The sequence below is a fragment of the Streptomyces sp. NPDC053750 genome (genome assembly GCF_044544295.1).
GTDB lineage: Bacteria > Actinomycetota > Actinomycetes > Streptomycetales > Streptomycetaceae > Streptomyces.
In genome coordinates, this window is sequence record NZ_JBITXB010000018.1 from 133,973 (window position 1) to 156,934 (window position 22,962).

A 22,962-nucleotide genomic window follows, 5' to 3' on the forward strand; every position below is an offset into this window, starting at 1 on the left:
CCGCGGGCGTGTGGCGGGTCAGGCGCGCCCGGGACCGCGCAGGTGGCACAGCAGCAGGCACACGTCGTCGTCGCGCTCGGAGTCGCTGAGCAGGGGATGCAGAATCCCGTCCGCCGCCCCCTCCAGGTCCGCCTCCAGCCGTGCCGGGCCGAACGAGCCGAGCGCCTCTGCGAGCCGTGCGATGCCCGGGTCTATGCCCCGGGCGCGCCGCTCCACCAGGCCGTCCGTGTACAGCGCGAGGGTCGAACCGGGCGCCAGCCGCACCGTGTGGTCGGCGATCTCCTGCCTCAGCGGAATGCCGAGCATCGCGCCGGGTTTGTCGTCCAGGGTCTGCACCCGCCCGTCCGGGGTGCGCAGCACCGGCGGCGGATGACCGGCGGCGGCCCACGTCATCGTGGGGTCGTCGGGGTGGAAACGCGCGATGACGGCGGTGGCGAACAGGTCGGGCTGGAGGTGGTGCAGGAACGTGTGCAGCCGGGTCAGCAGTCGGCCGGGGCTGCCGCCGTCGACGGCGTACGCACGCAGCGCGGTGCGCAGCTGACTCATCATCACGGCCGCCCGCAGCCCGTGCCCGGTGACGTCGCCCACCACGGCGATGACGCCGCCGTCGGGCTGGCGGAACGCGTCGTACCAGTCGCCGCCGATGTTCAGCCCGTGCGTGGCCGGCAGATAGCGCGCGGCCAGGGCGAGACCGGGCGGGGCGGGCAGCTCCGTCAGCAGGGCGCGCTGCAGCGTCTCGGCGATGTCGCGGTTGTGCTGGTAGCGCTGGGCGTGGTCGATGGCGATGCTGGCCCGCCGGGTCAGCTCGATCAGCATGACGGCGTCGTCCGGGTCCCAGCGTTCCCCGGGTGGGGACAGGGTCACCACGCCCAGGGGCGCCTGCCGCGTCGGCAGCGGGATGCACAGCAGGGGCCGCTTCGGGTTTAGCGCCGAGGGCGGCTGGTCGTCGACGCCGGGCAGCCCGCCCGGGTGCGCGGCGGCGTACTGCGGCCGTCCGGTGCGGGCCGCGACCACGGCGGCCGCAGGGTGGGCGGGTTCCCGCCGGTCACCGTCCTGGTCGAACAGCCAGACGTCGACACTCCTGGCGTACTCGGGCACCAGCAGCTCCGGCAGCCGGCGCACGATCTCGTGATGATCGAGCGACGCCGTCAGCACCGCGCTCGCGTCCGCCAGGAACGTGAGCCTGCGCCGGGCGTTCTCCGCCTCCCTGCGCGCCTTGCGCTCGGCGGCGAACGCCTCTCGCTGGGCCCGCCCGGCCGCGTCCAGCTCGGCGTGCAGCGCCACCACGCCCTGGTTCGTCTGCTGGAGCTCCTCCCGGTGGAAGTCGACCAGGCCCTCCTGCTCGGTGAGCCGGTCCAGCACCAGCGCCGTGTCCTCGTCCGCACCCAGCAGCGCCTCCGCCAGCGCGGCCGGGTCGTCCGCCACGGCGTCGGCGTCGACGGTCGGTACGGCCTCGGGGCAGGGGACGGTGACCCGCCACGGGGGCTCTCCGGCAGCGGCGGCGTCACGCGAGGGGGTCACCACGGCGTGCAGCACCCCCGCGCCGGCCTCCGGGGTGCCGTCCGAAGCGGTGCCCGCCTCCAGGGTGAGCCGCCAGGTGCCGCCCTTGGTCAGGCACAACCGCAGCTGCGCGCTGAGGGAGGCCGCCAGCCGCGTGCGCTCCAGGGGCGGCACCCCGTACGCCGAGGCCAGCCGCGCCGTGGAGATGCGCGCCTGTGCCGCGTCGACGACGTCGGTGATCTGCCAGGTTCGGGTCATGGGCGGTCCGGGGTCGGGGCCAGTACGGCGACGGCGGTGTCGTCCCGCACCGGGCGGGCCGGACTGCTGGCGTCACGGACGGTCACGGCGGCCGTCACCGCCGGGTCGGTCGTCGCGCGGCAGGTGTCGGACGTCGGTGTCCAGCGACTCGGCAGACCGTCGCTGTGCAGGACCAGCACCCGGTCGTCCGCCCAGACGGCCTCCTGCTCGCGCAGCGTCGCGGGCCGGTGGGTGCCGACGATGCCGGGCCGGGACACCAGGTGCCGCCACGTGCCGCCCTCGCACAGTCGCGCCCCGACGTTGCCGATGCCGGCGAACCTGAGGGATCCGGCACCCGGGTCGACCTGGGCCACCGCGACGGCCGCGCCGCGCGTGCCGGTCAACGCCGTGTCGAGCCGCCGCAGCACCTCGGCGGGCGTGAGGTGGGCCGCGCCGCGCAGGGCCTCCACGGCCGCGGTCGAGGCGCGGGACGCCTCGGGGCCGTGACCCAACCCGTCGGCCAGCATCAGGGTGACCCGGTCCCCGGACCGGACCCAGGCCCAGGCGTCGCCCGAGTACTCGGCGCCGCCGAACGGGACGTTCACCGCGCCCGCCCGCACCCGCGCCGCCGGGCCCCGCTCCGCGGCACGGACGCCGGGGACGGCGCCGACCCGGGCGACCACCACCGTGCCCCGGCCCGGGACGCTGTGCAGGTCGAAGTGGTCGGCGAGGCGCGCGCAGGTGCCGAGACCGGCGCCGAGGGAACGCGTCGTGCTGAAACCGTCGCTCAGGGCGGCGGATACGTTGGCGATCCCGGGGCCGTGGTCGACCGTGGTGACCTGCACGAGCAGGGTGTCCTCCAGGCCGGCCGCGAGGACGGGCGGGGCGACGACGTCGATGAGGACCTGGCCGCCCCCGGCGTGCTTGAGCAGGTTGGTGGCCAGCTCGGTCGCCACCAGCGCCGCGGTGGCCGTGCGCTGCTCGTCCAGCCCGGCCAGGGCCGCCGCGTGCTCCGCGGCCACCCGGGCGTCGCGCACCCGGGTCGAGTCGTGCACCGGCACGTCCCACACCCGGGGCATCAGGACTCCTCCCGCGGGCGCGGGGGCCGGCCCACCCAGGAGGTGACCCGCACGGTGGTGCCCGCCCCCGGATCGCTCTCGATCGCGAAGTCGTGCACCAGGCGCCGCGCGCCGCCCAGCCCCATGCCCAGCCCGCCGCCCGAGGTGAAACCGTCGCTGAGCGCCTGCTCCAGGTCGGCGATGCCCGGTCCCTCGTCGCTGAAGGTCAGCCGCAGTCCCCGTGCGCCCGACTCGGTCAGGGACTCCGTCTCCATCGTTCCGCCGCCGCCGTACACGAGCGTGTTGCGGGCCAGTTCGCTGGCCGCCGTGACCAGCTTGGTCTGGTCGACCAGACCGAAGCCGAGCTGGGCGGCCGCCTGCCGTACGTGCTGACGTACCCACACCAGATCCAGGTCCGAACGGATCGGCAGGCGGGCCTGCGCGCCCGCGGCAGTGTCCATCATGGACGCTCCCGGCGCAGGCCGCCGTAGCGGGACGACGGAGCATGCCGCGTGAGCAGGTCCATGGCCACCTCGGTGCTGAGCGCGGTGTGCACGCCCGGCAGCGTGAGGCCCAGCTCCACCAGGGTGATGGCGACCGCCGGCCGCATGCCGACGACGACCGTCCGGGCGGCCAGCAGCTCGGTCTGCCCGGCGATCTCGGCCAGGACCCGGCCGAGGAAGGAGTCGACGATCTCCACACCGGAGATGTCGATGATCACACCGGTGGCCCCGCTGCGGGAGATGGTCTCGGCGAGGTCCTGCTGGAGCTGCTGTGCCGTGCTGTCGTGCAGGTCGCCCTGAAGGGTGACCAGCAGCACCTCGCCGAGCCGGAGGACCGGGACATGGCCTGTCACGGGGCCCTGGTGGGGTCCCGGGAACATCTCGCTCACCGCGCGACCGGGCCGTTCGCGCCGGGGTTCACGATGCCGATCCCGAGCTGGTGCAGGACGTACCCCAGGGCGTCGGCGAGGCTCGACCGGGTGACCACGGTGCCCAGGTCCAGGCCGAGGTGGACCATGGTCTGCGCGATCGCGGGCCGGATCCCGGAGATGATGCACTCGGCGCCCATCAGCCGGGCCGCCGCGACCGTCTTCATCAGGTGCTGGGCGACGAGCGAGTCGACGGTCGGGACCCCGGTGATGTCCAGGATCGCGTAACGCGCCTGCTGCTCGACGATGGACTCCAGCAGGGTCTCCATGACGACCTGGCTGCGGGCGCTGTCCAGCGTCCCGATCAGCGGAACGGCCACGATGCCGTCCCACAGCTTGATGACGGGCGTGGCCACCTCCAGCAGCTGCAGCCGCTGACGGTCGATGAGCGCCTGTCCCTCGCTGAGCGCCGTCTGCATGACCACGACCCGCAGGGTGCCCATCAGCACGCTCAGCGTCGTGACACAGGACCGGGCGTGCTCGGCCGAGGCGTCCGGCAGGTCGGACAGCAGCAGGTTCTCGACGGGCGGGCGCAGCGCGGCCAGCTCGCTGGAGACCTGCGCGGTGCTCAGACCCGCGCGGGAGCGCGCCGCGCCCATCCGCGCCAACTGCTCGCGCACCGTGGTGAATCCGGCGGCGTCCGGATCCTCCACCCGGGCCGCGTCCGCGACTTGGGCCAGCGCGTCCACCACGGCCTTGCCCGCCTCGACCGCCTCGTCGCGCGAGACGGTGAACACGGCCCGGAACAAGGGCTCGTCCGCCCAGCGCTGGGCGATCTGCTCACGGCGCCGCCGCAGGAAGTCCCTGACCTCGTGCGTCGGCGATCCCGCTGTTCCCTCCGCCTGTTCCGGCACCTGTTCCACTCCTCATCCGCGTAGCGCCGCACCGCGACCCGTGGGCAACGTGTGGGCAACGTGACTCTGCCGGGCGTCAACTGTAACCACCCGCCGACCTCGTACGACACCTGCTCCCGCACGAGCGGTCCGGATGGGCGCCGGGGAGGAGGGGTCTCAGGCTTCAGGTATCCGGGGACCCTCCGGCTGCGCGTCGACGCGGGAGAGCGCCTCGTCGAGGCTCTCGGAGACCGGCACCGTGATGCTCACGCCCGTCAGGTCCAGGACGCGGCGCACCGCCGGGGCGGGGGAGATGATGTGCACGCTGCCCGGCAGCTCGCGGGCCTCCTGGTAGACCCGCAGGATGATGTTCATGCCGGACGAGTCCATGAACGGGACCTCGGACAGGTCCAGCAGGAAGTGCCGTCGGCCGTGGTGGAGTTGGTTGGCCAGATGGTGCTGGAACTCGGTCGCGGTGTCGACGTCCAGGTACCCCTCCACCCTGAGCAGCGCGACTTCCTCCCGGGGCAGCGTCACCTCGACGGACAGCGGGTTCTGGGCTATGGGCACGTGTACCTCCAACAAACAATGCGGCCGGCGCGGTGGCCGGTCATGTCCCACCGCGCCGGGCGGATACCCGCGAATCCGATCGCCATACCTGTCCGGCCGCGCCCGGCTCCCGTGGCGTCCCTCACCCCACCCGGATACCCACGAGACAGGTGTCGTCGTCCGTGTCCGACCTGCTGTAGGTGAGCAGCCGGTCCAGGTGTTGGTCGAGGGTGTTCGGCGTGGGACGGACGGTGCTCAGCAGCTGGGTCAGCGACTCCTCCACCGAGCGGTCGCGACGTTCGATCAGACCGTCGGTGTACATCAGCAGCGTGTCCTCGGCGGCCAGCTGCAGCTCGGCCTCCTCGTACGCCGCCTCGGGCGCCGCACCCAGCAGCATGCCCCTGACCAACGGCAGCGGTCCGACCTGCGCGCCCCGCACCAGCACCGGCGGCAGATGGCCCGCCCTGGCCCAGCGCAGCGTGCGCCGGGCCGGGTCGTACAGACCGCACACCGCCGTGGCGGTGACCCCGCCCGTCAGGTGGTGCGCGACGATGTTCAGCCACGACAGCAGCTGGCCCGGCCCGGCGCCGGTCACCGCGAGGCCGCGCAGCGCGTTGCGCAGGACGACCATGCTGGTCGCGGCCTCTATACCGTGCCCCGCCACGTCCCCCACGCACAGCAGGACCAGCCCGTTCGGCAGCATCACGGCGTCGTACCAGTCGCCGCCCACGAGCTGCTCCGTCTCCGCGGGCCGGTAGCGGACGGCCACCTGGAGGTCGGGCACCGTCAGCGGGGTCTGTGCGGGCGGCATGATGGCGTGCTGCAACTGCAGGGCGAGGCGGTTGCGCTCGATGGCCTGTTGCTCGGTGTGGGCCAGCTGGTCGCGCGTCGCGGCGAGTGCCACCTCCGTCCAGTGCTGGGCCGAGATGTCCTGGTAGGCCCCCCGTACGAGGAGGAGGCGGTCGTCGGTGTCCAGGACCGGTTCGGCCACCACCCGGACATGCCGGGTCACCCCGTCGGGCCGCTGGAGCCGGAATGCCGCCGAGGCCGGCCGCCGGTGGTGCAGGAGCGTGCGCAGGAAGCGGCCGATGGTGACGGCGTCGTCCGGATGGGTGTGCGCGGTCAGCTCCTCCAGAGGCACCGGGACGCTCGCCTGCGGACGCCCGTACAGGTCGAACAGCTGCCCGTTCCAGGTGATCTCACCGGTCAGCAGGTTCTCCTCGAAGCCGCCGATGCGACCGAGGCGCTGGGCGTGCTGGAGCAGGCTGGCCAGCCGTGCCGCCTCGTCCTCGATGCGCCAGATGAGCAGGACGGCGTTGCCGTGCCGGCTGACGCTGATGTCCGCGACCGCTGAGAGCGGCACCTGGTCAACCAGGGCGGTCAGGTTCATCCGACGGGCCCGGAACGGCTCGCCGGTGGCGTACACCCGCTCGACGTTCTGGAACAGCTCACTGTTTCCGGCGGCCATCGGATAGGCCTCAAGCAGCAGCGCGCCGCCCACGACGGCACGCGGCCGTCCGGCGGGGTCCAGGAAGCGCTTGTTCACGTGCTGGATGCGGAAGTCCGCCAGGTGCCCGGCGGCGTCCAGGTGCGGCACCAGGACCAGCGCGGGATCGTACAGCCCGTCGGCAAGATCCATCAGCTCCGCCGCGTCCGGCACGACCCGTGGCTCCTGCCCGGCGCCGTGCGGCGGCGGGCAGGACTCCAGCGTGTGCGCGCACAGCTCCGCCAGGGCCTCGACCTGGCGCACCACCTGTGGCGGCTGCGTGGCCACGGGCGTCGGCCAGGCGATCTCCAGCACACCGTGGATGCGCCCTCCGGTCCCGGCGGGCACGGCGACCCTGCCGCCGTCCGGGTACTGGTGCCGGCCCACGCTGGGCAGCCCGGTCCGGGCCAGGGACGTGATCCACTGCCCCGCCCGTTCGGTCAGTCCGCACCGGGCCACCGTCGCCACGTCCGGCGGCACATAACGCCAGCGGGCGGCCTCGGTCGGCGAGAACCCCGCGCTGCCGGCCAGCGTGAGCGACCCGTCGGACCCGGCCGCCCAGATGGCCACGGCGACCGCGCCGAGTGGGCGCAGCGCCTGTTCCAGCAGGGCGTCGGCGACGGCCTGGGTGTCGTCCGCGGCCAGCGCGCCGCTCTCGGCCGCCCGCAGGCGCACGGCGGCCGACTCGGCCACCGTCTCCCCGGCGTCCGCGGTGCCCGTGCCGTCCGTTCCCTGCGAGACGTCCGTCGCCTGCACGGCCGCGGTGGCCGCGAGGAAGGCGTTCGTCACCTCCGACATCCGGTCCCGGGCGGCCTGGTTGATGACGTCGACGGCGAACTCCAGAGGCGTCACCTGGGACTGCTCGGCCAGTTCGGCAAGCTGCCGGGCGGCCTGCGCCGGACCGCAGCCGAGCCGCGCGACGAGGATGCCCTTGGCGAGCTCGACCAGGGCCCGGCCCTCGGCCTCTGCCTGGGCGGCCCGCACCTCGCGGCTCAGCCGGTCCACCGTGGCCGCCAGCCGGCCCACGGGCGACAGCGGAGTCATCGCGCGCAGGCCGGCGGCCGGTACCTCGGCCGCGCGGGACTGCGGCTCGCCCCCGGACTGGTCGCGGGGCTGATCGGTCATGCTCATGACGGGAACGCTCCTCGGCTGGAGACCGTCACGGTCCGCGACGGGACCCGCCGCGCACCGCCCGGCCCACCGGTGTACGGGACGGGGGCCGGCATGCTCATGCGGGCAGCCACCGCCGGACGCGGGCGATGAGATCCTGGGCGTCGACCGGCTTGGTCACGTAGTCGCTGGCGCCGGAGGCGAGGCTCTTCTCCCGGTCGCCCGGCATCGCCTTGGCCGTCACCGCGATGATCGGCAGCTCGGCGTACCGGGGCATCCGGCGGATCTCGGCCGTCGCCGTGTAGCCGTCCATCTCCGGCATCATCACGTCCATCAGGACGAGCGCGACGTCCGGGTGGTCGACCAGGGTCTCGATGCCCCGGCGGCCGTTCTCCGCGTGCAGGACCCCGAACCCGTGCAGTTCCAGGATCCCGCTGAGTGCGAACAGATTGCGCGCGTCGTCGTCGACGACGAGCACCGTGCGCCCGGCCCGCGACGCGTCCACGGGATGCGGCGCCGCTTGCTGCGGCTCCTCGTGACGGACCAGGGAGAGCACGTCCCCGGGCTCCTCGGCGGCCAGGTGCAGGGCGATGCGCTCGCGCAGTTCGTCCAGGCTGGACAGGAACTCCAGCGCCCCACCCGCCGCGCCGGAGCGCAGGTTCTCCTCCAGCGCCGCGTCCGCGCGGTGCCCGCTGTGCACGAGCACCGGCACGCTCGCCAGCGCCGAATCGCCCCGCAGGGCCTGCAGGAAGCGGGACGCCTCGGCGTCCGGCATGCCCAGCTCGAGGACGACGCAGTGGCACGGCTCGGCCGCCAGCGCGCCCGCCGCCTCCTGCGCCCCGACGGCCGTGATGACGTCGAGCGGGGGCCGGTCACCCGTGTCGTCCCGCCCGTGCGCCAGGTCGGCGACCACGCTCTCCGCGACCAGGGTCAGCAACCCGCGCGGCCGCTCCTCGACGACGAGCAGCCGCCGCGGGCGCTGCCGGTGGCCGCCCGCCGGCTCGGGCACCGGTGCCAGGCGCGTGAGCACGTCGGCGGGCGACTCGGCCGGCGCGTGCTCCGTGCTCCGGCCGCGCAGCAGCTCCTCGAAGTCGGGCCGGGCCACCGGCAGGAACAGCGTGAACGTGCTGCCCCGGTCGGGTGTGCTGTCCACCGTGACGGCGCCACCGAGCAGTTGGGCGATCTCCCGGGTGATGGACAGACCGAGCCCGGTGCCGCCGTACTTGCGGCTCGTCGTGCCGTCCGCCTGCTGGAACGCGCCGAAGACCGACTCCAGGTTCTGCTCGGGGATGCCGATGCCCGTGTCCTTCACCCGGAAGGCCACCACGGCACCGCCCCGGACCACGCCCCTGGGCACCTCGTGGTCCTGCGCGGGCTCGACGGTCAGTTCCACCCCGCCCCGCTCGGTGAACTTCACCGCGTTGGACAGCAGGTTGCGCAGCACCTGACGCAGCCGGGAGTCGTCGGTCAGCAGGTCCGCCGGCGCTCCGGCGGCCGTCGACACCGTGAACTCCAGGCCCTTCTGCGTGGTCATGGGCCGGAAGGTGGCCTCGACGTACTCGATCAGCTGCCGCAGCGCCACGCGCTCGGGGGAGACGTCCATCTTCCCGGCCTCGACCTTCGACAGGTCCAGGATGTCGTTGATCAGCTGGAGCAGGTCCGAGCCCGCGGAGTGGATGATGCCCGCGTACTCGACCTGCTTCGGGGTCAGGTTGCGAGACGGGTTCTGGGCCAGCAACTGGGCCAGGATCAGCAGGCTGTTGAGCGGGGTGCGCAGCTCGTGGCTCATGTTCGCCAGGAACTCCGACTTGTACTTCGAGGCCAGCGACAGCTGCTGGGCCCGGGCCTCCAGCTCCTGCCGCGCCTGCTCGATCTGCAGGTTCTTCGCCTCGATGTCCCGGTTCTGCGTCGCGAGCAGGGACGCCTTGTCCTCCAGCTCGGCGTTGGACCGCTGCAACTCCTCCTGCTGCGCCTGGAGTTCCGCCGAGCTGGCCCGGAGCTCGGCGGTCAGACGCTGCGACTCGGCGAGCAGTTCGTCGGTGCGGGCGTTGGCCACGATCGTGTTGACGTTCACGCCGATGGTCTCCATCAGCAGTTCCAGGAAGTCCAGGTTGATCTGCGTGAACGCAGCGACCGATGCCAATTCGATGACGCCGAGGACCTGCCCCTCGACCACGATGGGCACCAACACCAGAGCGGTCGGCACCACCTCGCCGAGTCCCGACGAGATGGTCACGTAGCCCGGCGGCAGGTCGTCCACCACGATGGTGCGCCGGCTGCGCGCGGCCTGGCCGACCAGGGTGCGGCCGAAGGCGATGCGGGTGGGCCGGGTCGCGTCCTCGGGCCCGCCGTAGGAGCCGACGAGCCGCAGCTCGGGACCGTCGTCGCCGTCCTCGGCCAGGTAGAACGCACCGTACTGGGCCGACACCAGCGGCACCAGCTCGTCCATGATGAGCTCGGCGACCACGGGCAGGTCCCGATGGCCCTGCATCAAGCCGGAGATGCGGGCGAGGTTGGTCTTGAGCCAGTCCTGCTCCTGGTTGGCCCGGGTGGTCTCGCGCAGGGACTCCACCATGGAATTGATGTTGTCCTTGAGCTCGGCGACCTCGCCGGACGCCTCCACGTTGATGGAGCGGGTCAGGTCTCCCTCGGCGACGGCGGAGGTGACCTCGGCGATCGCGCGGACCTGGCGGGTGAGGTTGCCGGCCAGCTCGTTGACGTTCTCCGTGAGGCGCTTCCATGTGCCGGAGACGCCCTCCACCTCGGCCTGGCCGCCGAGCCTGCCCTCGGTGCCGACCTCACGGGCCACGCGGGTGACCTCGTCGGCGAAGGCGGAGAGCTGGTCGACCATTGTGTTGATCGTCGTCTTGAGTTCGAGGATCTCGCCGCGCGCGTCGACGTCGATCTTCTTCGACAGGTCGCCCCGGGCCACCGCGGTCGTCACCAGGGCGATATTGCGTACCTGGCCGGTGAGGTTGTTGGCCATCGAGTTGACGTTGTCGGTGAGATCCTTCCAGGTGCCGGCGACGTTCGGTACGTGCGCCTGGCCGCCGAGCCTGCCCTCGGTGCCGACCTCGCGGGCCACGCGGGTGACCTCGTCGGCGAACGCCGACAGCGTGTCGACCATCGTGTTGATGACGCCGGCCAGCGCCGCTACCTCGCCCTCGGCCTCGACCGTGATCCGCTGGGAGAGGTCACCCCGGGCCACGGCGGTGGCGACCTGGGCGATGGAGCGGACCTGGCCGGTCAGGTTGGACGCCATTACGTTGACGTTGTCCGTGAGGTCCTTCCAGGTGCCCGACACCCCGGGAACCTGGGCCTGCCCGCCCAGGTTCCCGGCCGTGCCGACCTCGCGGGCGACGCGGGTGACCTCGTCGGCGAAGGCGGAGAGCTGGTCGACCATCGTGTTGATGGTGTTCTTCAGCTCCAGGATCTCGCCCCGGGCGTCCACGGTGATCTTCTGGGAGAGGTCGCCCTTGGCCACGGCCGTCGCCACCTGGGCGACATTGCGGACCTGGTTGGTGAGGTTGCCCGCCATGAAGTTCACCGAGTCGGTGAGGTCGCGCCAGGTGCCCCTGACGCCCTGGACGTCGGCCTGGCCGCCGAGCCGCCCCTCGGTGCCGACCTCGCGGGCGACGCGGGTGACCTCGTCGGCGAAGGCGGAGAGCTGGTCGACCATCGTGTTGATGGTGTTCTTCAGCTCCAGGATCTCGCCCCGGGCGTCCACGTCGATCTTCTGCGACAGGTCGCCCTTCGCCACTGCGGTGGCCACCTGGGCGATGTCACGGACCTGGGTGGTCAGGTTGCCCGCCATGGCGTTGACCGAGTCCGTCAGGTCGGCCCAGGTGCCCGAGACCCCCGGCACCTTCGCCTGTCCGCCGAGGGTCCCTTCGGTGCCGACCTCGCGGGACACCCGGGTCACCTCGGAGGTGAACACGGACAACTGGTCCAGCATGCCGTTGAAGACCTGGGCGATGTCGCCCATCAGGCCGTCCGCGTCCTCCGGCAGACGCCTGCCGAAGTCCCCGTCCCGCACGGCAGTCAGTCCCGCCAGGAGTCTGCGCAACTCCTGGTCGCCCGGTCCCGCGTCCACGGTTCCGGTGCTCTCGCTGGTCATGCGCACCCTCGTTCCGCTCCCCAGGAGCCCTCGGATCCGAGGGCTCGAAACCCCCTCCGGACCGATCGCACGGTCCGGCCGGTTGTGCGTGCAAATCCGCTGTTCACGGATCTGCTCGATGAGAAAAATACGTCAGAGACTAACCCAGTCCTGTGATGCGCACAAAACGGTGTGCCCGGTCCGAGGGCGGGTATCTGCTGCGCAGGAGCCGGTTCGGCCCACGGCGTTCGCCCGGCTCCTCAGACGCCATCGACGCGGGAGGGACGGGACAGCGTGCCGACGGAGAGCATCTGGTCGTACGCGGCCGGCAGCGGTCACGTGGCGGGGCAGGACCTGACGGGCTGCACCGTCGTCGCGAGCGACGGCACCATCGGGCACGTGGACCGGCAGGCGGAGCACTTCGGCATGCGGCACCTCGTCGTCGACACCGGCGTCTGGGTCTTCGGCCGGAGCGTGCTCGTGCCGGTCGGTGTGATCAGGGGCATCGACCCCGAGGCCCGCACGGTCACGGTGGCCTGCACCAGGGCCGAGGTGAAGGCGGCGCCCCGGTTCAGGACCGACAGCGAGACGATGGACCGGGAGTATCTGGCGACCGTCGGCGACTACTACCGTCGGCTGCCGCCGCGGGAGCCCACCGCGGACTGACCCGGTGCCGAACGACAGCACGGCGCACACCAGGCACATCAGCACCAGGGACACCAGCAGGGACACCACTGACATGGAACCAACCGACGGGACCACCACGGCCCGGGCCGATCTCACGCCGCAGGGCGCACCGGCACCGGGCCCCGTGACCAGCGCGGCGACGGCCCGTGCGTACGCGGAGTCGGTGGCGCGCGCACAGTGGGGCGCCTCCGGGCGCGGGGTGCGGGAGGAGGACGTCGTCGACCTGCTCCTCGTGGTCTCGGAGCTGGTCACCAACGCGATCCGGCACGGCGACGGACTCGCCGGTTTCGAGGCCCGGGCCACGGACGAGGGCATGTGGATCGCCGTGCACGACCACAGCGCGGTGGTGCCCCGGGCGGCGTCCGCGTTCCCCACCCGCCACCGGGGCAGTGGCTACGGCTGGCCGCTCGTCGCCCGCCTGGCGCGGGACATCGCCGTCGACCGACGGCCCCGGGGAGGCAAGACGATCAGCGTGCTGGTGCCCCTGCGCGAGACCGGCGCCCCCTGAGCGGCGCGGTCACCAGGGCAGGAAGACGTGGATGTCCTTGCCCTGCTCGCCGGTGACGACGCTCACCTGGTCGGACAGGGTGTGGATCAGGTGCCAGCCGATACCGCCGCCGCCGCTGCTCGGGTGGAAGGGACGCGGCGCGGGCTCCTTCGTACTGGTGTCGTGCATGACGACGTGCACCCCGTCGAACGTGCGGCGCAGCCGCAGCTCGAACGGCCCCGGGGCGTACTGCACCGCGTTCGCCGCCAGCTCCGTGACGACGAGGAGTATGTCGTCCCAGTGTTCGGGCTGGGCGGGCGGTGCCGCTCGGGCCAGGTCGCAGAGGAATTCCTCCGCGACCAGGCGCGCACCGGTGACATTGTGCAGCTCCCCGGTGAAGCTGGCGGTGCGGTTCGTGATCTCCTCGGAAGCCAGTGTCCTGTCCCAACGCGACTCGGCTGCCATTTCGCCTTCCCGGCCCGGCACGTCCGGGCGTAGTTCCCTTCGCTCTGCAATCCCCTTCGTTTGTTAGTTCCCGTGCCGGACGAGCCTAGTCGCGCCGGTGTGCCGGGCCGGGGGCGCTGCGGGGGACGGCGAGGGAACCCGGAGGATCAGTGCCGGTTCACCGGAAGAACACGCTGTCCGAGTCGTCCCGGCCGGCCGGCTCAAGGGGCGGTGTCCGCGGCCGGCGGTGCGCCCGCGCTTCGTACATCGCGTCGATCTCGAAGGCGTACGTCCGTACGATCTCGTCCCGGCGGAGCTTCATCGACGGGGTGAGCAGCCCGCCCGCCACGTCGAAGGGCTCCGGCAGGACGCGGAAGACCCGGATGGACTCCGAGCGGGACACGGCACTGTTGGCCGCGGCGACGGCCCGCGCGACCTCCTCCCGCAGCGCGTTCTCCTCACGGGCCTCGCGGGCCGGGGCGTCGCCCTGCAGCGCCAGGCCCGCACGCCAGTGCGTCAGGAACTCCGGGTCCAGGGTGATCAGGGCACCGACGCAGGGCCGGTTGTCGCCCACGACGACGGCCTGGTGGACGAGGGGGTGCATCCGCAGCCGCTGCTCCAGCGCGGCCGGGGCCACGCTCTTGCCGCCGCTGGTGATGATGATGTCCTTCTTGCGGCCCGTGATCGCCAGATAGTTCTCGTCGTCCAGGTGCCCGAGGTCTCCGGTGGCCAGCCAGCCGCCGCGCAGCACCTGGCGGGAGGCGGCCTCGTCACCGATGTACCCCTGGAACAGCGACGGCCCGCGCACCAGGATCTCCCCGTCGTCGGCCACCCGGATCTCCATGCCGGGCAGGACCTGTCCGACGGTGCCGGACTTCTCCCGGCCCAGCGGCTGCATCGTCAGCCCGCCGCTGGTCTCGGTGAGGCCGTACCCGTCGTGGACATAGACGCCGATGCCCTCGTAGAAGAGGGAGAGCTCGCGGCTGAGCGGTGAGCCGCCGGACGTCGCGCGGCGCACCCGGCCGCCGAGCGCCGTCCGCAGCCGGCGGTACACCGTCCGCTCGTACAGGGCGTGCTGAAGACGCAGGTCGAAGCCCGGCCCGGACCCCCTGCCCAGCCGCTGGCGTTCCAGGGCGGCGGCGAAGTCCCGCGCCGTGTCGGCGGCCCGCTCGAACAGCGCCCCGCGGCCCGCCTGCTGGGCGGTGCGCAGGAAAGTCTTGTAGAGCTTCTCCAGGACCGACGGGACGGCGTAGAGATACGTCGGCCGGAAGGAACGCAGGGCCGAGGACAGCGCCTCCTCGGTCGTCGCGGGCTCGTGAGCCATGAGCAGTCCGCCCCGGATGCACAGGCTCTGGATCATCAGCCCGTACACATGGGAGAAGGGCAGGAAGGCGAGGACAGAGCCCTGCTCCCCGGGCGGCGCCACCGTGTGGCCCCAGCCCTCGATCAGCGTGTCGCACGGACTGGCCAGACCGCGGTGGCTCAGCGCGCAGCCCAGGGCACGGCCGGAGGTGCCCGAGGTGTAGGCGACGACCGCGGTGGAGTCCGGCAACACGATGCGGCGCATGGAGTCGACCGTGGCGAACGGGAGGAACGCGCCGCGGGCCACGAGCGTGTCCACCGCACCCGCGTCCAGTTGCCAGACATGGCGCAGCGAAGGCAGCGAGGCGCAGACCGAGCCGACGGTCATCACGCTCTGCTCGTCCTCGACCACCACGGCCACGCAGCCCGCGTCCCGCAGGATCCACTCGACCTGGTCGCGCGAGGAGGTCGGATAGACCGGCACGACCTCGGCGCCCACCGTCCACAGCGCGTAGCTGAAGAGCGTCCACTCGTACCGGGTGCGGGCCAGGATCGCCACCCGGTCTCCCGGCGAGATCCCGCAGGCGATCAGCCCCTTGGCCAGGTCGACGACCTCGTCGCGGAACTCCACGGCCGTCACCTCCTGCCATACGGCCGGATCGGGCCCGGTGCGGCGGGCGAGCATCGGCACGGCCGGGTTCAGGGAAGCCGTCTCGAAGAGGCTGTCGGCGAGCCCGCCGGTCAGGGGCGGGACGGCCGGGGGAGCGAGAGCGACGTCGCGCATGCGCTGGCTCCTGACGTGTTACGGACGGTGACACCACCGACGGGTACCGTCATCGGCAGCCCTCGGAATCTAGCCGAGCCGCAGTCGGCGGGGGACCGGGACGGCAGAAGTGTTCCCACCCGGTGATCCCGGCGGATCGGGGGACCCGGACGGCATGAGACACGCGAACCCCGACCCCGAACCCGAACGCACCCCCGGACTGGAACAGGGAGGCGGTGTGCCGCCCGGCGAAACCCCGCCGGGGGAGAGCAGTATGTCCGAGGCCGGCCCGTGGGAGGGCAACAATCCGCCCAAGGGCTGGGCCAAGGGACCCCTGATCGTGATCTTCGCCCTGGTGCTGCTCATCGCGGCGGGCTTCCTGGGCTACGCCCTGGTGCTGATGCTGTGACCCGGTGCTGTGACCTGCTGCGGTGACGGGCACCGGGAGCGACACCCCGCCGGGCGTCTCACGCCGCCTGGGTCCGGCGTACGCACTCGGTGACGACGTCCCGCAGACTGCCGGTGCGCGCCAGCAGCTCGCGCTGCACGCGCGCCCCGTTGCCGTGCCGCAACAGCGCGGCGACACCCTCCCGCACCCGGTCCAGGTCGCCGTCGGCGGCCAGCGACTCCCCGACGTGCTCCAGCAGCGCCCGTACGACCGCCTCGGCCGGCATCCGCCGCATCGTCGCGGGGTGGAGCAGTTCACCGGTGAGCCCCGACCGGGCGGCCCGCCACGCGGCCAGGCGGAGCAGGCTCACACTGGGCTCGGCCGGCGCCCTGCCCTCCCGCCACTCCCGGGCGGCCGTCCCGACCAGGGCGCGGGCCAGGGCGGCGACGAGGACGGCGGTCCCGGCGTCCAGGCAGACGTCCGCGACCCGGAACTCGACCGTCGGGTACCGCCGGGACAGCCGGACGTCGAAGTAGATCATCCCCTCGTCGAGGATCGTGCCGGTGGCGACCATGTCCGCGACCCGCCGGTGATAGCGCTCCGCCGAACCGAACAGCTCGGTCGGACCGGCCGACGGCCAGCGCTGCCAGACCCGGCTGCGGTAGCTGCTGTACGAGGAGTCCTTCCCCTGCCAGAACGGGGAGTTCGCACTCAGCGCGGCCAGCACCGGCAGCCAGGGCCGCACCCGGTCGATCACCGCGACGCCCTCCTCGTCCGACGCGACCGAGACGTGCACGTGGCAGCCCAGGACGAGCTGTTCGTGGACCACGACGCCGTACTGCTCGGCCATCCACCGGTAGCGGCGGTTGATGCCGACTGCGGGGCTGACCGGCAGCGGTGAGGTGGCGAGCGCGGCGACGGTGCACCCGCTCCCTGCGGCGTGCCGCCCGGCCTCCTCGCGGCAGCGGACGATCTCTGCGTGCAACCGCTCCATGTCCGCCTGCGGATGCGTGGCGAACTCGAGCATCTGCTCGTGCAGTTCATTCTCGAACACCTCGTGCTCGGCATCGTCCTGCGCTGCCCGGGCGAGCACGGCGGCGGACAGTGCCCGCGGCTCGCCGGACTCGGGATCGACCAGGAGGAGCTCCTCCTCCACTCCGACGGTGCGCACGTGTTGCCGCCTTTCTGCGAGCCGGCCGCGACGACGGGGCTCTCCCGGTCCTGGGCCGACCGGGCCCAGGACCCCGACTGCCCCCGGAAGGGCGGTCGGACACCTGGTCGCGCCGCCGGGCCTCACAGGGCGTACGGCACCAGCCACACCGTGGCCAGCGGCGGCAGCGTGATCCTGATGCCGCCGTCCTCCGGTTTGACCGGGTCGGCGTTGGTCACGCCGCTGCCGCCGTACTCGGGGGCATCGGTGTTGAGGACCTCCTGCCAGGCGGTGCCGTCGTCCGGGACGGCGAGCCCGTACTCGTGCCGGACCACCGGCGAGAAGTTCGACACCGCGAGCAGCGCGCCGCCGTCCCTGTCGAACCGCAGGAACGCGAAGACGTTGTCCTCGGCCGCGTCCACGGCGACCCACCGGAAGCCGGCCGGATCGGTGTCCCGCTGCCACAGGGCCGGCGTCCGGGCGTAGCGGGTGTTGAGGTCGCGGACCAGGTCCTGCACGCCCCGGTGGTCACCCGCCGAGTGGTACCCCTCGTCGAGCAGCCACCACTCGGGGCCCTGTTTCTCCGACCACTCGGCGCCCTGCGCGAACTCCTGCCCCATGAACAGCAGCTGCTTGCCGGGGTGGGCCCACATGAAGCCGAGGTAGGCGCGGACGTTCGCCCGCCGCTGCCACCAGTCGCCCGGCATCTTCGACACCAGCGCCTGCTTGCCGTGCACGACCTCGTCGTGGGAGATCGGCAGCACGTAGTTCTCGCTGTAGGCGTACACCATGGAGAAGGTCATCTCGTGGTGGTGGTACTTGCGGTGCACCGGCTCGTGCGCGATGTACTCCAGCGAGTCGTGCATCCAGCCCATGTTCCACTTCAGGCCGAAGCCGAGCCCGCCGGCGTCGGTCGGCCGGGTCACCCCGCCCCAGGCGGTCGACTCCTCGGCGATCGTCACCACACCGGGGCACCGCCGGTAGACGGTCGCGTTCATCTCCTGGAGGAACGCCATGGCCGCCAGGTCCTCCCGGCCGCCGTACTGGTTGGGCTCCCACTGGCCCGAGTCGCGCGAGTAGTCCAGGTAGAGCATCGAGGCGACCGCGTCGACCCGCAGCCCGTCGATGTGGAACTCCTCGCACCAGTACACGGCGTTGGCGACCAGGAAGTTGCGCACCTCGGTGCGGGCGAAGTCGAAGGTGTACGTCCCCCAGTCCGGGTGGGTCGCGCGCCGGTCGTCCCCGGGCTCGTACAGCGGGTCCCCGTCGAAGCGGGCCAGCGCCCAGTCGTCCTTCGGGAAGTGCGCCGGCACCCAGTCCATGATCACGCCGAGGCCCGCCCGGTGCAGGGCGTCGACCAGGTACCGGAAGTCGTCCGGCGAGCCGAGCCGCGCGGTCGGCGCATAGAAGCCGGTGACCTGGTAGCCCCAGGACGGGCCGTACGGGTGCTCGGCGACCGGCATCAGCTCGACGTGGGTGAAGCCGAGGTCCTTGACGTACGCGGGCAGCACGTCGGCCAGCTCGCGGTAGGTCAGCCCCGGCCGCCAGGACGGCAGGTGCACCTCGTACACCGAGAACGGCGCCTCGTGCACCGGCGTGTCGGCCCGGGTCCGCATCCACTCCCCGTCGCCCCACTCGTACTGCGAGGCGGTCACCACGGACGCGGTGTTCGGCGGCTCCTCGGCCGCGCGGGCCATCGGGTCGGCCTTGAGGAAGCGGTGGCCGTAGCGGGAGTGGATCTCGAACTTGTAGCGGGTGCCCTCGCCGACGCCCGGCAGGAACAGCTCCCACACACCGGACGAGCCGAGCGAGCGCATCGGGAACGCCGTGCCGTCCCAGTGGGTGAAGTCCGTGGCGAGCCGCACCCCCTGCGCGTTGGGCGCCCACACCGTGAACCGGGTGCCGGAGACGCCCTCGTGCGTCAGGGGCTGCGCGCCCAGCGCCCGCCACAGCTGCTCGTGCCGGCCCTCACTGATCAGATGCAGGTCGAGCTCGCCGAGGGCGGGCAGGAAGCGGTACGGGTCCTGGACCTCCTGCCCGCCGCCCTCCTCGTACGTCACGACGAGCGTGTAGGCGGGGATCTCCGCCAGCGGCAGCACACCGGAGAAGAGGCCCTCCTCCTCCGACACGAGCGGGTGCCGCTCGCCGTCGACGACCACGCTCACCTCACGGGCGAAGGGGCGCAGGGCCCGGAAGGCGATGCCGCCCGGGACCGGGTGGGCGCCGAGCAGGGCGTGCGGGTCGTGGTGGGCGCCCGCCAGGAGGCGCCCCCGGTCGGTCGGGTCCAGCGGCGGCGCGGCCGCGCACGCCGCGGGGGCCTGCGGGACGGGGCCGGACGGCTCGGGGAGCGAGGTGTCGCGGAGGGCCACGGGTCAGTCTCCTCTCACGGCGAGTCGTTCGATCGCCGCCATGGGTACGGGAAGCCAGTCGGGGCGGTGCCGGGCCTCGTACAGCACCTCATACACGGCGCGATCCGTCTCGTAGGCGCGCAGCAGGCCGTGCTTCTTACGGGGGTCCCACCCGGCGCGGTCGGCGTACCCCGCGCAGAAGGCCTCCCGGCAGCGCCGCGCCCACTCCGGGCGCCACGGGCGGCGCTGCCGGGCGGCGTAGTCGAAGGAGCGCAGCATGCCCGCGATGTCCCGCACGGGGGAGTGGGCGCTGCGCCGTTCGGCGAGCGGGCGGGACGGCTCGCCCTCGAAGTCGATGACGAACCAGTCCCGGCCGGCCCGCAGCACCTGCCCCAGGTGCAGGTCGCCGTGGATGCGCTGGGCCGGCGGCCCGGAGTCGCAGGTGGTCAGCGCCGCGAAGGCGGCCCGCAGCCCCGGGACGAAGGGCTGCAGCGCCGGTACGCAGTGCGCGGCGGCGGTCAGCCGCTCGGTCATCGCCGCCGCCGTGCGGCCGTTCTCCCCGGGGGGCCCGGCCGGGAAGGCCGAGGCCAGCGCGAGGTGCACGTCGGCCATGGCCTGCCCCAGCTCGTGGGCCTGCACGGTGAAGTCGTCCCCGGCGGCCAGCGCGTCCAGGGAGAGCGTCCAGCCGTCGGCGGCGTCGTGCAGGAACGGCTGGAGCACGCCGAGCGTCGCTCCGTAGGGATGGGTCGTCCGCATCCACGCCACCGGCGCGGGGACCCGGCCGCAGCCCTGCCGGGCCAGCGCGTCCGGCACCTCGAGGTCTGGATTGATGCCGGGCTGGATGCGCCGGAAGAGCTTGAGGATGAACTCGTCGCCGTAGATCAGCGACGAGTTGGACTGCTCGGCGTCCAGCAGCCGCGGCACGAGTCCGCCGGGCACCGGCCGCGCGGGGTCGCACTCGAAGCGCAGCGGTCCCGCCTTGCCGGGCCGGCGCAGCCGCTCCAGGAGCAGCTGGGCCGTCCGGGGGTCGTGCAGTGCGTCGTAGACCGTCCGGCCGGCCAGCGGGCCCTCCTGCACCTGCCCGATGACCGCCCGCCCCAGGCGCGGCGACGGCTGCTCGCGCACACCGAGCAGCAGTTGGTAGCAGTCTCCGGCCGGGGGAGCGCCGCCGGGGGCGGGCACGGGGCCGTGCCCGGTGTGCACCAGCAGGTGCAGACAGCCCGGGAACAGCTCGGTCATCGACAGCAGTCCGAGCTCGGCCACGGGCCGGTCCTTGCCCGCGAACCAGCGCTGCCGCGGCAGCCACTCCCGCAGCAGACCGTCGAGCGACGCCATCGGCTCGGTGCGCCGCGCGGCTCTCGGGCGCAGGGGTGCGGTCTTCGGCATGGTGACGCGTCCTTTCCTCGGCCCGAGCTCAGACGCGGCGGCCGATGCGGGATGCGACTCGGGTGAGCCGGAACCAGTAGAAGCCGTGGCCCCCGAGGGTCAGCAGGTACGGCAGTTCGCCGATCGCGGGGAAGCGGACTCCGCCGAAGAGCTCGACCGGGTGGCGGCCGGCGAACTCGCGAAGGTCGAGCTCGGTGGGCTGGGCGAATCGCGCGAAGTTGTGGACGCAGAGCACCAGGTCGTCCTCGTGTTCCCGCAGGAAGGCCAGCACCGCCGGGTTGGAGGAGGGCAGTTCGGTGTAGGTGCCCAGGCCGAAGGCGGGGTTCTGCTTGCGGATCTCGATCATCCGGCGGGTCCAGTGCAGCAGGGACGAGGGCGAGGCCATGGATGCCTCGACGTTCGTGACCTGGTAGCCGTAGACCGGGTCCATGATCGTGGGCAGGTAGAGCCGTCCGGGGTCGCAGGTGGAGAACCCGGCATTGCGGTCGGGGGTCCACTGCATGGGGGTGCGGACCGCGTCGCGGTCGCCGAGCCAGATGTTGTCGCCCATGCCGATCTCGTCGCCGTAGTAGAGGATCGGCGAGCCGGGCAGGGAGAGCAGCAGGGCCGTGAACAGCTCGATCTGGTCGCGGTCGTTGTCCAGCAGGGTGGCGAGCCGGCGCCGGATGCCGATGTTGGCGCGCATGCGGGGGTCCTTGGCGTACTCGGCCCACATGTAGTCGCGCTCTTCGTCGGTGACCATCTCCAGGGTCAGCTCGTCGTGGTTGCGCAGGAAGATGCCCCACTGGCAGCCCGAGGGGATGGCCGGGGTCTTGGCCAGGATCTCGGAGACCGGGTAGCGGGACTCGCGGCGCACCGCCATGAAGATGCGGGGCATGACGGGGAAGTGGAAGGCCATGTGGCACTCGTCGCCGCCGGAGGCGTAGTCGCCGAAGTAGTCGACGACGTCCTCGGGCCACTGGTTGGCCTCCGCCAGCAGGACCGTGTCCGGGTACTGCGCGTCGATCTCCTTGCGCACCCGCTTGAGGAACTCGTGACTGGCGGGAAGATTCTCGCAGTTGGTGCCCTCTTCGGCGTACAGATAGGGCACGGCGTCGAGCCGGAAGCCGTCGATGCCCAGGTCCAGCCAGAACTTCAGCGCCGCCAGCATCTCCTCCTGGACCGCCGGGTTCTCGTAGTTGAGGTCGGGCTGGTGGGAGAAGAAGCGGTGCCAGAAGTACTGCCCCCGGACCGGGTCGTAGGTCCAGTTCGAGGCCTCGGTGTCGACGAAGATGATGCGGGCGTCGGCGTACCGGGTGTCGTCGTCCGCCCAGACGTAGTAGTCGCCGTAGGGGCCGTCCGGATTGCTGCGTGACTCCTGGAACCACGGGTGCTGGTCGCTGGTGTGGTTCATGACGAAGTCGATGATCACGCGCATGCCGCGCTGGTGGGCGGCGTCGACGAACTCGACGAAGTCGGCGAGGTCGCCGAACTCGGGCAGGACGGCGGTGTAGTCGGAGACGTCGTAGCCGCCGTCGCGCAGGGGTGACTTGAAGAAGGGCGGGAGCCAGAGGCAGTCCACGCCCAGCCATTGGAGGTAGTCCAGTTTGGCGGTGAGGCCCTTGAGGTCACCGACGCCGTCGCCGTTGCTGTCCTGGAAGGAGCGGACGAGGACCTCGTAGAAGACGGCTCGTTTGAACCAGTCCGGGTCCCGGTCCTTGGCCGGTGTGTCCTCGAAGGTGTCCGGCACGGGCTCGTTGACGGTCATGAGGCTGCTGAACCTTCCTGCTGTGGCGCGGCGGCGGACGACCGCTGGACGTGGAAGACGTGCGCGGGGGCCCGGCCGGGCTCCAGGCGTACGTAGTTCGTCCTGCCCCAGTGGTAGGTCTCCCCCGTGAGTTCGTCGTGGACCGGCACCGACTCGTGCCGGCCCAGGCCGAGCTGCGGCATGTCGAGCGAGATCGTGGCCTCCTGTGTGCGATGGGGGTCGAGGTTGGCGACCACCAGCACGACGTCGGGTCCCTCGCGCTTGCTGTACGCGATGAGCGCGTCGTTGTCGGTCTGGTGGAAGCGGAGGTTCCTGAGCCGGTGCAGCGCGGGATGGTTGCGCCGGATGGTGTTGAGCCTGGTGATGAGGGGGGCGATGGTGCGGCCCTCGCGGGCGGCGGCGGCCCAGTCGCGGGGTTTGAGCTGGTACTTCTCGCTGTCGAGGTATTCCTCGCTGCCCT

Annotated in this window: 17 protein-coding genes and 1 pseudogene; 3 read left to right on the plus strand and 15 right to left on the minus strand. The window is 72.4% G+C overall.

The genetic code is table 11. The features are described from left to right. Positions 1-18: 18 nt before the first annotated feature. The 8 genes from ACIGO6_RS34755 to ACIGO6_RS34790 form a co-directional block, all read right to left on the minus strand. On the minus strand, positions 19-1,758 hold the full coding sequence (locus ACIGO6_RS34755) for a PP2C family protein-serine/threonine phosphatase (RefSeq protein ID WP_399883400.1): 1,740 nt from the start codon (positions 1,756-1,758) through the stop codon (positions 19-21). Continuing rightward, positions 1,755-2,816: a SpoIIE family protein phosphatase gene (locus ACIGO6_RS34760; RefSeq protein ID WP_399883402.1), complete on the minus strand. Its 1,062-nt coding sequence runs from the start codon at positions 2,814-2,816 to the stop codon at positions 1,755-1,757. The genes ACIGO6_RS34755 and ACIGO6_RS34760 overlap by 4 nt, the downstream gene beginning before the upstream one ends. Beyond that, a complete protein-coding gene (locus ACIGO6_RS34765; protein ID WP_399883438.1) occupies positions 2,816-3,256 on the minus strand; it encodes an anti-sigma regulatory factor in 441 nt (146 codons plus the stop codon). Before ACIGO6_RS34765 ends, ACIGO6_RS34760 begins: the two co-directional genes overlap by 1 nt. Further along, positions 3,256-3,678 (minus strand): STAS domain-containing protein, encoded by a 423-nt coding sequence (locus tag ACIGO6_RS34770; RefSeq protein ID WP_399883440.1) that lies wholly within the window; start codon positions 3,676-3,678, stop codon positions 3,256-3,258. Before ACIGO6_RS34770 ends, ACIGO6_RS34765 begins: the two co-directional genes overlap by 1 nt. A 5-nt stretch (positions 3,679-3,683) precedes the next feature. Beyond that, positions 3,684-4,580, minus strand: a complete 897-nt coding sequence (locus ACIGO6_RS34775; RefSeq protein WP_399883404.1) for an STAS domain-containing protein — start codon at positions 4,578-4,580, stop codon at positions 3,684-3,686. 156 nt (positions 4,581-4,736) lie between these two features. Beyond that, entirely contained in the window at positions 4,737-5,129 is a 393-nt protein-coding gene (locus tag ACIGO6_RS34780; RefSeq protein WP_399883406.1) for an STAS domain-containing protein, read from the minus strand. A gap of 121 nt (positions 5,130-5,250) precedes the next feature. After that, the gene (locus ACIGO6_RS34785) at positions 5,251-7,725 is read right to left on the minus strand and encodes a SpoIIE family protein phosphatase (protein WP_399883408.1); all 2,475 of its coding nucleotides are present in this window, start codon (positions 7,723-7,725) and stop codon (positions 5,251-5,253) included. Between the two features lie 97 nt (positions 7,726-7,822). Then, positions 7,823-11,821, minus strand: a complete 3,999-nt coding sequence (locus ACIGO6_RS34790; protein WP_399883410.1) for a HAMP domain-containing protein — start codon at positions 11,819-11,821, stop codon at positions 7,823-7,825. A gap of 273 nt (positions 11,822-12,094) precedes the next feature. Here ACIGO6_RS34790 and ACIGO6_RS34795 point away from each other — a divergent pair, with 273 nt between their 5' ends. Together ACIGO6_RS34795 and ACIGO6_RS34800 are read left to right on the plus strand one after the other, a co-directional pair. Next, on the plus strand, positions 12,095-12,466 hold the full coding sequence (locus ACIGO6_RS34795; protein ID WP_399883412.1) for a PRC-barrel domain-containing protein: 372 nt from the start codon (positions 12,095-12,097) through the stop codon (positions 12,464-12,466). A 73-nt stretch (positions 12,467-12,539) separates the two neighbouring features. After that, entirely contained in the window at positions 12,540-12,995 is a 456-nt protein-coding gene (locus tag ACIGO6_RS34800) for an ATP-binding protein (protein WP_399883414.1), read from the plus strand. A gap of 9 nt (positions 12,996-13,004) precedes the next feature. Here ACIGO6_RS34800 and ACIGO6_RS34805 read toward each other — a convergent pair whose 3' ends face one another. Beyond that, a complete protein-coding gene (locus ACIGO6_RS34805) occupies positions 13,005-13,439 on the minus strand; it encodes an ATP-binding protein (protein WP_399883416.1) in 435 nt (144 codons plus the stop codon). A gap of 157 nt (positions 13,440-13,596) precedes the next feature. Beyond that, a complete protein-coding gene (locus tag ACIGO6_RS34810) occupies positions 13,597-15,504 on the minus strand; it encodes an AMP-dependent synthetase/ligase (protein WP_399883418.1) in 1,908 nt (635 codons plus the stop codon). Positions 15,505-15,658: 154 nt separating this feature from the next. Here ACIGO6_RS34810 and ACIGO6_RS34815 point away from each other — a divergent pair, with 154 nt between their 5' ends. Continuing rightward, entirely contained in the window at positions 15,659-15,892 is a 234-nt protein-coding gene (locus ACIGO6_RS34815; RefSeq protein WP_399883420.1) for a DUF6480 family protein, read from the plus strand. Positions 15,893-15,950: 58 nt separating this feature from the next. Here ACIGO6_RS34815 and ACIGO6_RS34820 read toward each other — a convergent pair whose 3' ends face one another. The 5 genes and pseudogenes from ACIGO6_RS34820 to ACIGO6_RS34840 form a co-directional block, all read right to left on the minus strand. After that, on the minus strand, positions 15,951-17,042 hold the full coding sequence (locus ACIGO6_RS34820; RefSeq protein ID WP_399883422.1) for a glutamate--cysteine ligase: 1,092 nt from the start codon (positions 17,040-17,042) through the stop codon (positions 15,951-15,953). Positions 17,043-17,164: 122 nt separating this feature from the next. Next, positions 17,165-19,390, minus strand: coding sequence for a 1,4-alpha-glucan branching enzyme (glgB, locus tag ACIGO6_RS34825; RefSeq protein WP_399883424.1), 2,226 nt, complete (start codon positions 19,388-19,390; stop codon positions 17,165-17,167). 3 nt (positions 19,391-19,393) lie between these two features. Continuing rightward, positions 19,394-20,755 carry a maltokinase gene (locus ACIGO6_RS34830; protein WP_399883426.1) on the minus strand — a complete coding sequence of 454 codons (1,362 nt, stop codon included), beginning with the start codon at positions 20,753-20,755 and terminating at the stop codon, positions 19,394-19,396. Between the two features lie 28 nt (positions 20,756-20,783). Then, complete coding sequence (gene treS / locus ACIGO6_RS34835) at positions 20,784-22,502, minus strand: maltose alpha-D-glucosyltransferase (RefSeq protein WP_399883428.1); 1,719 nt, start codon at positions 22,500-22,502, stop codon at positions 20,784-20,786. After that, positions 22,499-22,962, minus strand: a pseudogene (locus ACIGO6_RS34840) (alpha-1,4-glucan--maltose-1-phosphate maltosyltransferase); the annotation flags it as partial. The pseudogene ACIGO6_RS34840 and the gene treS, both read right to left, overlap by 4 nt.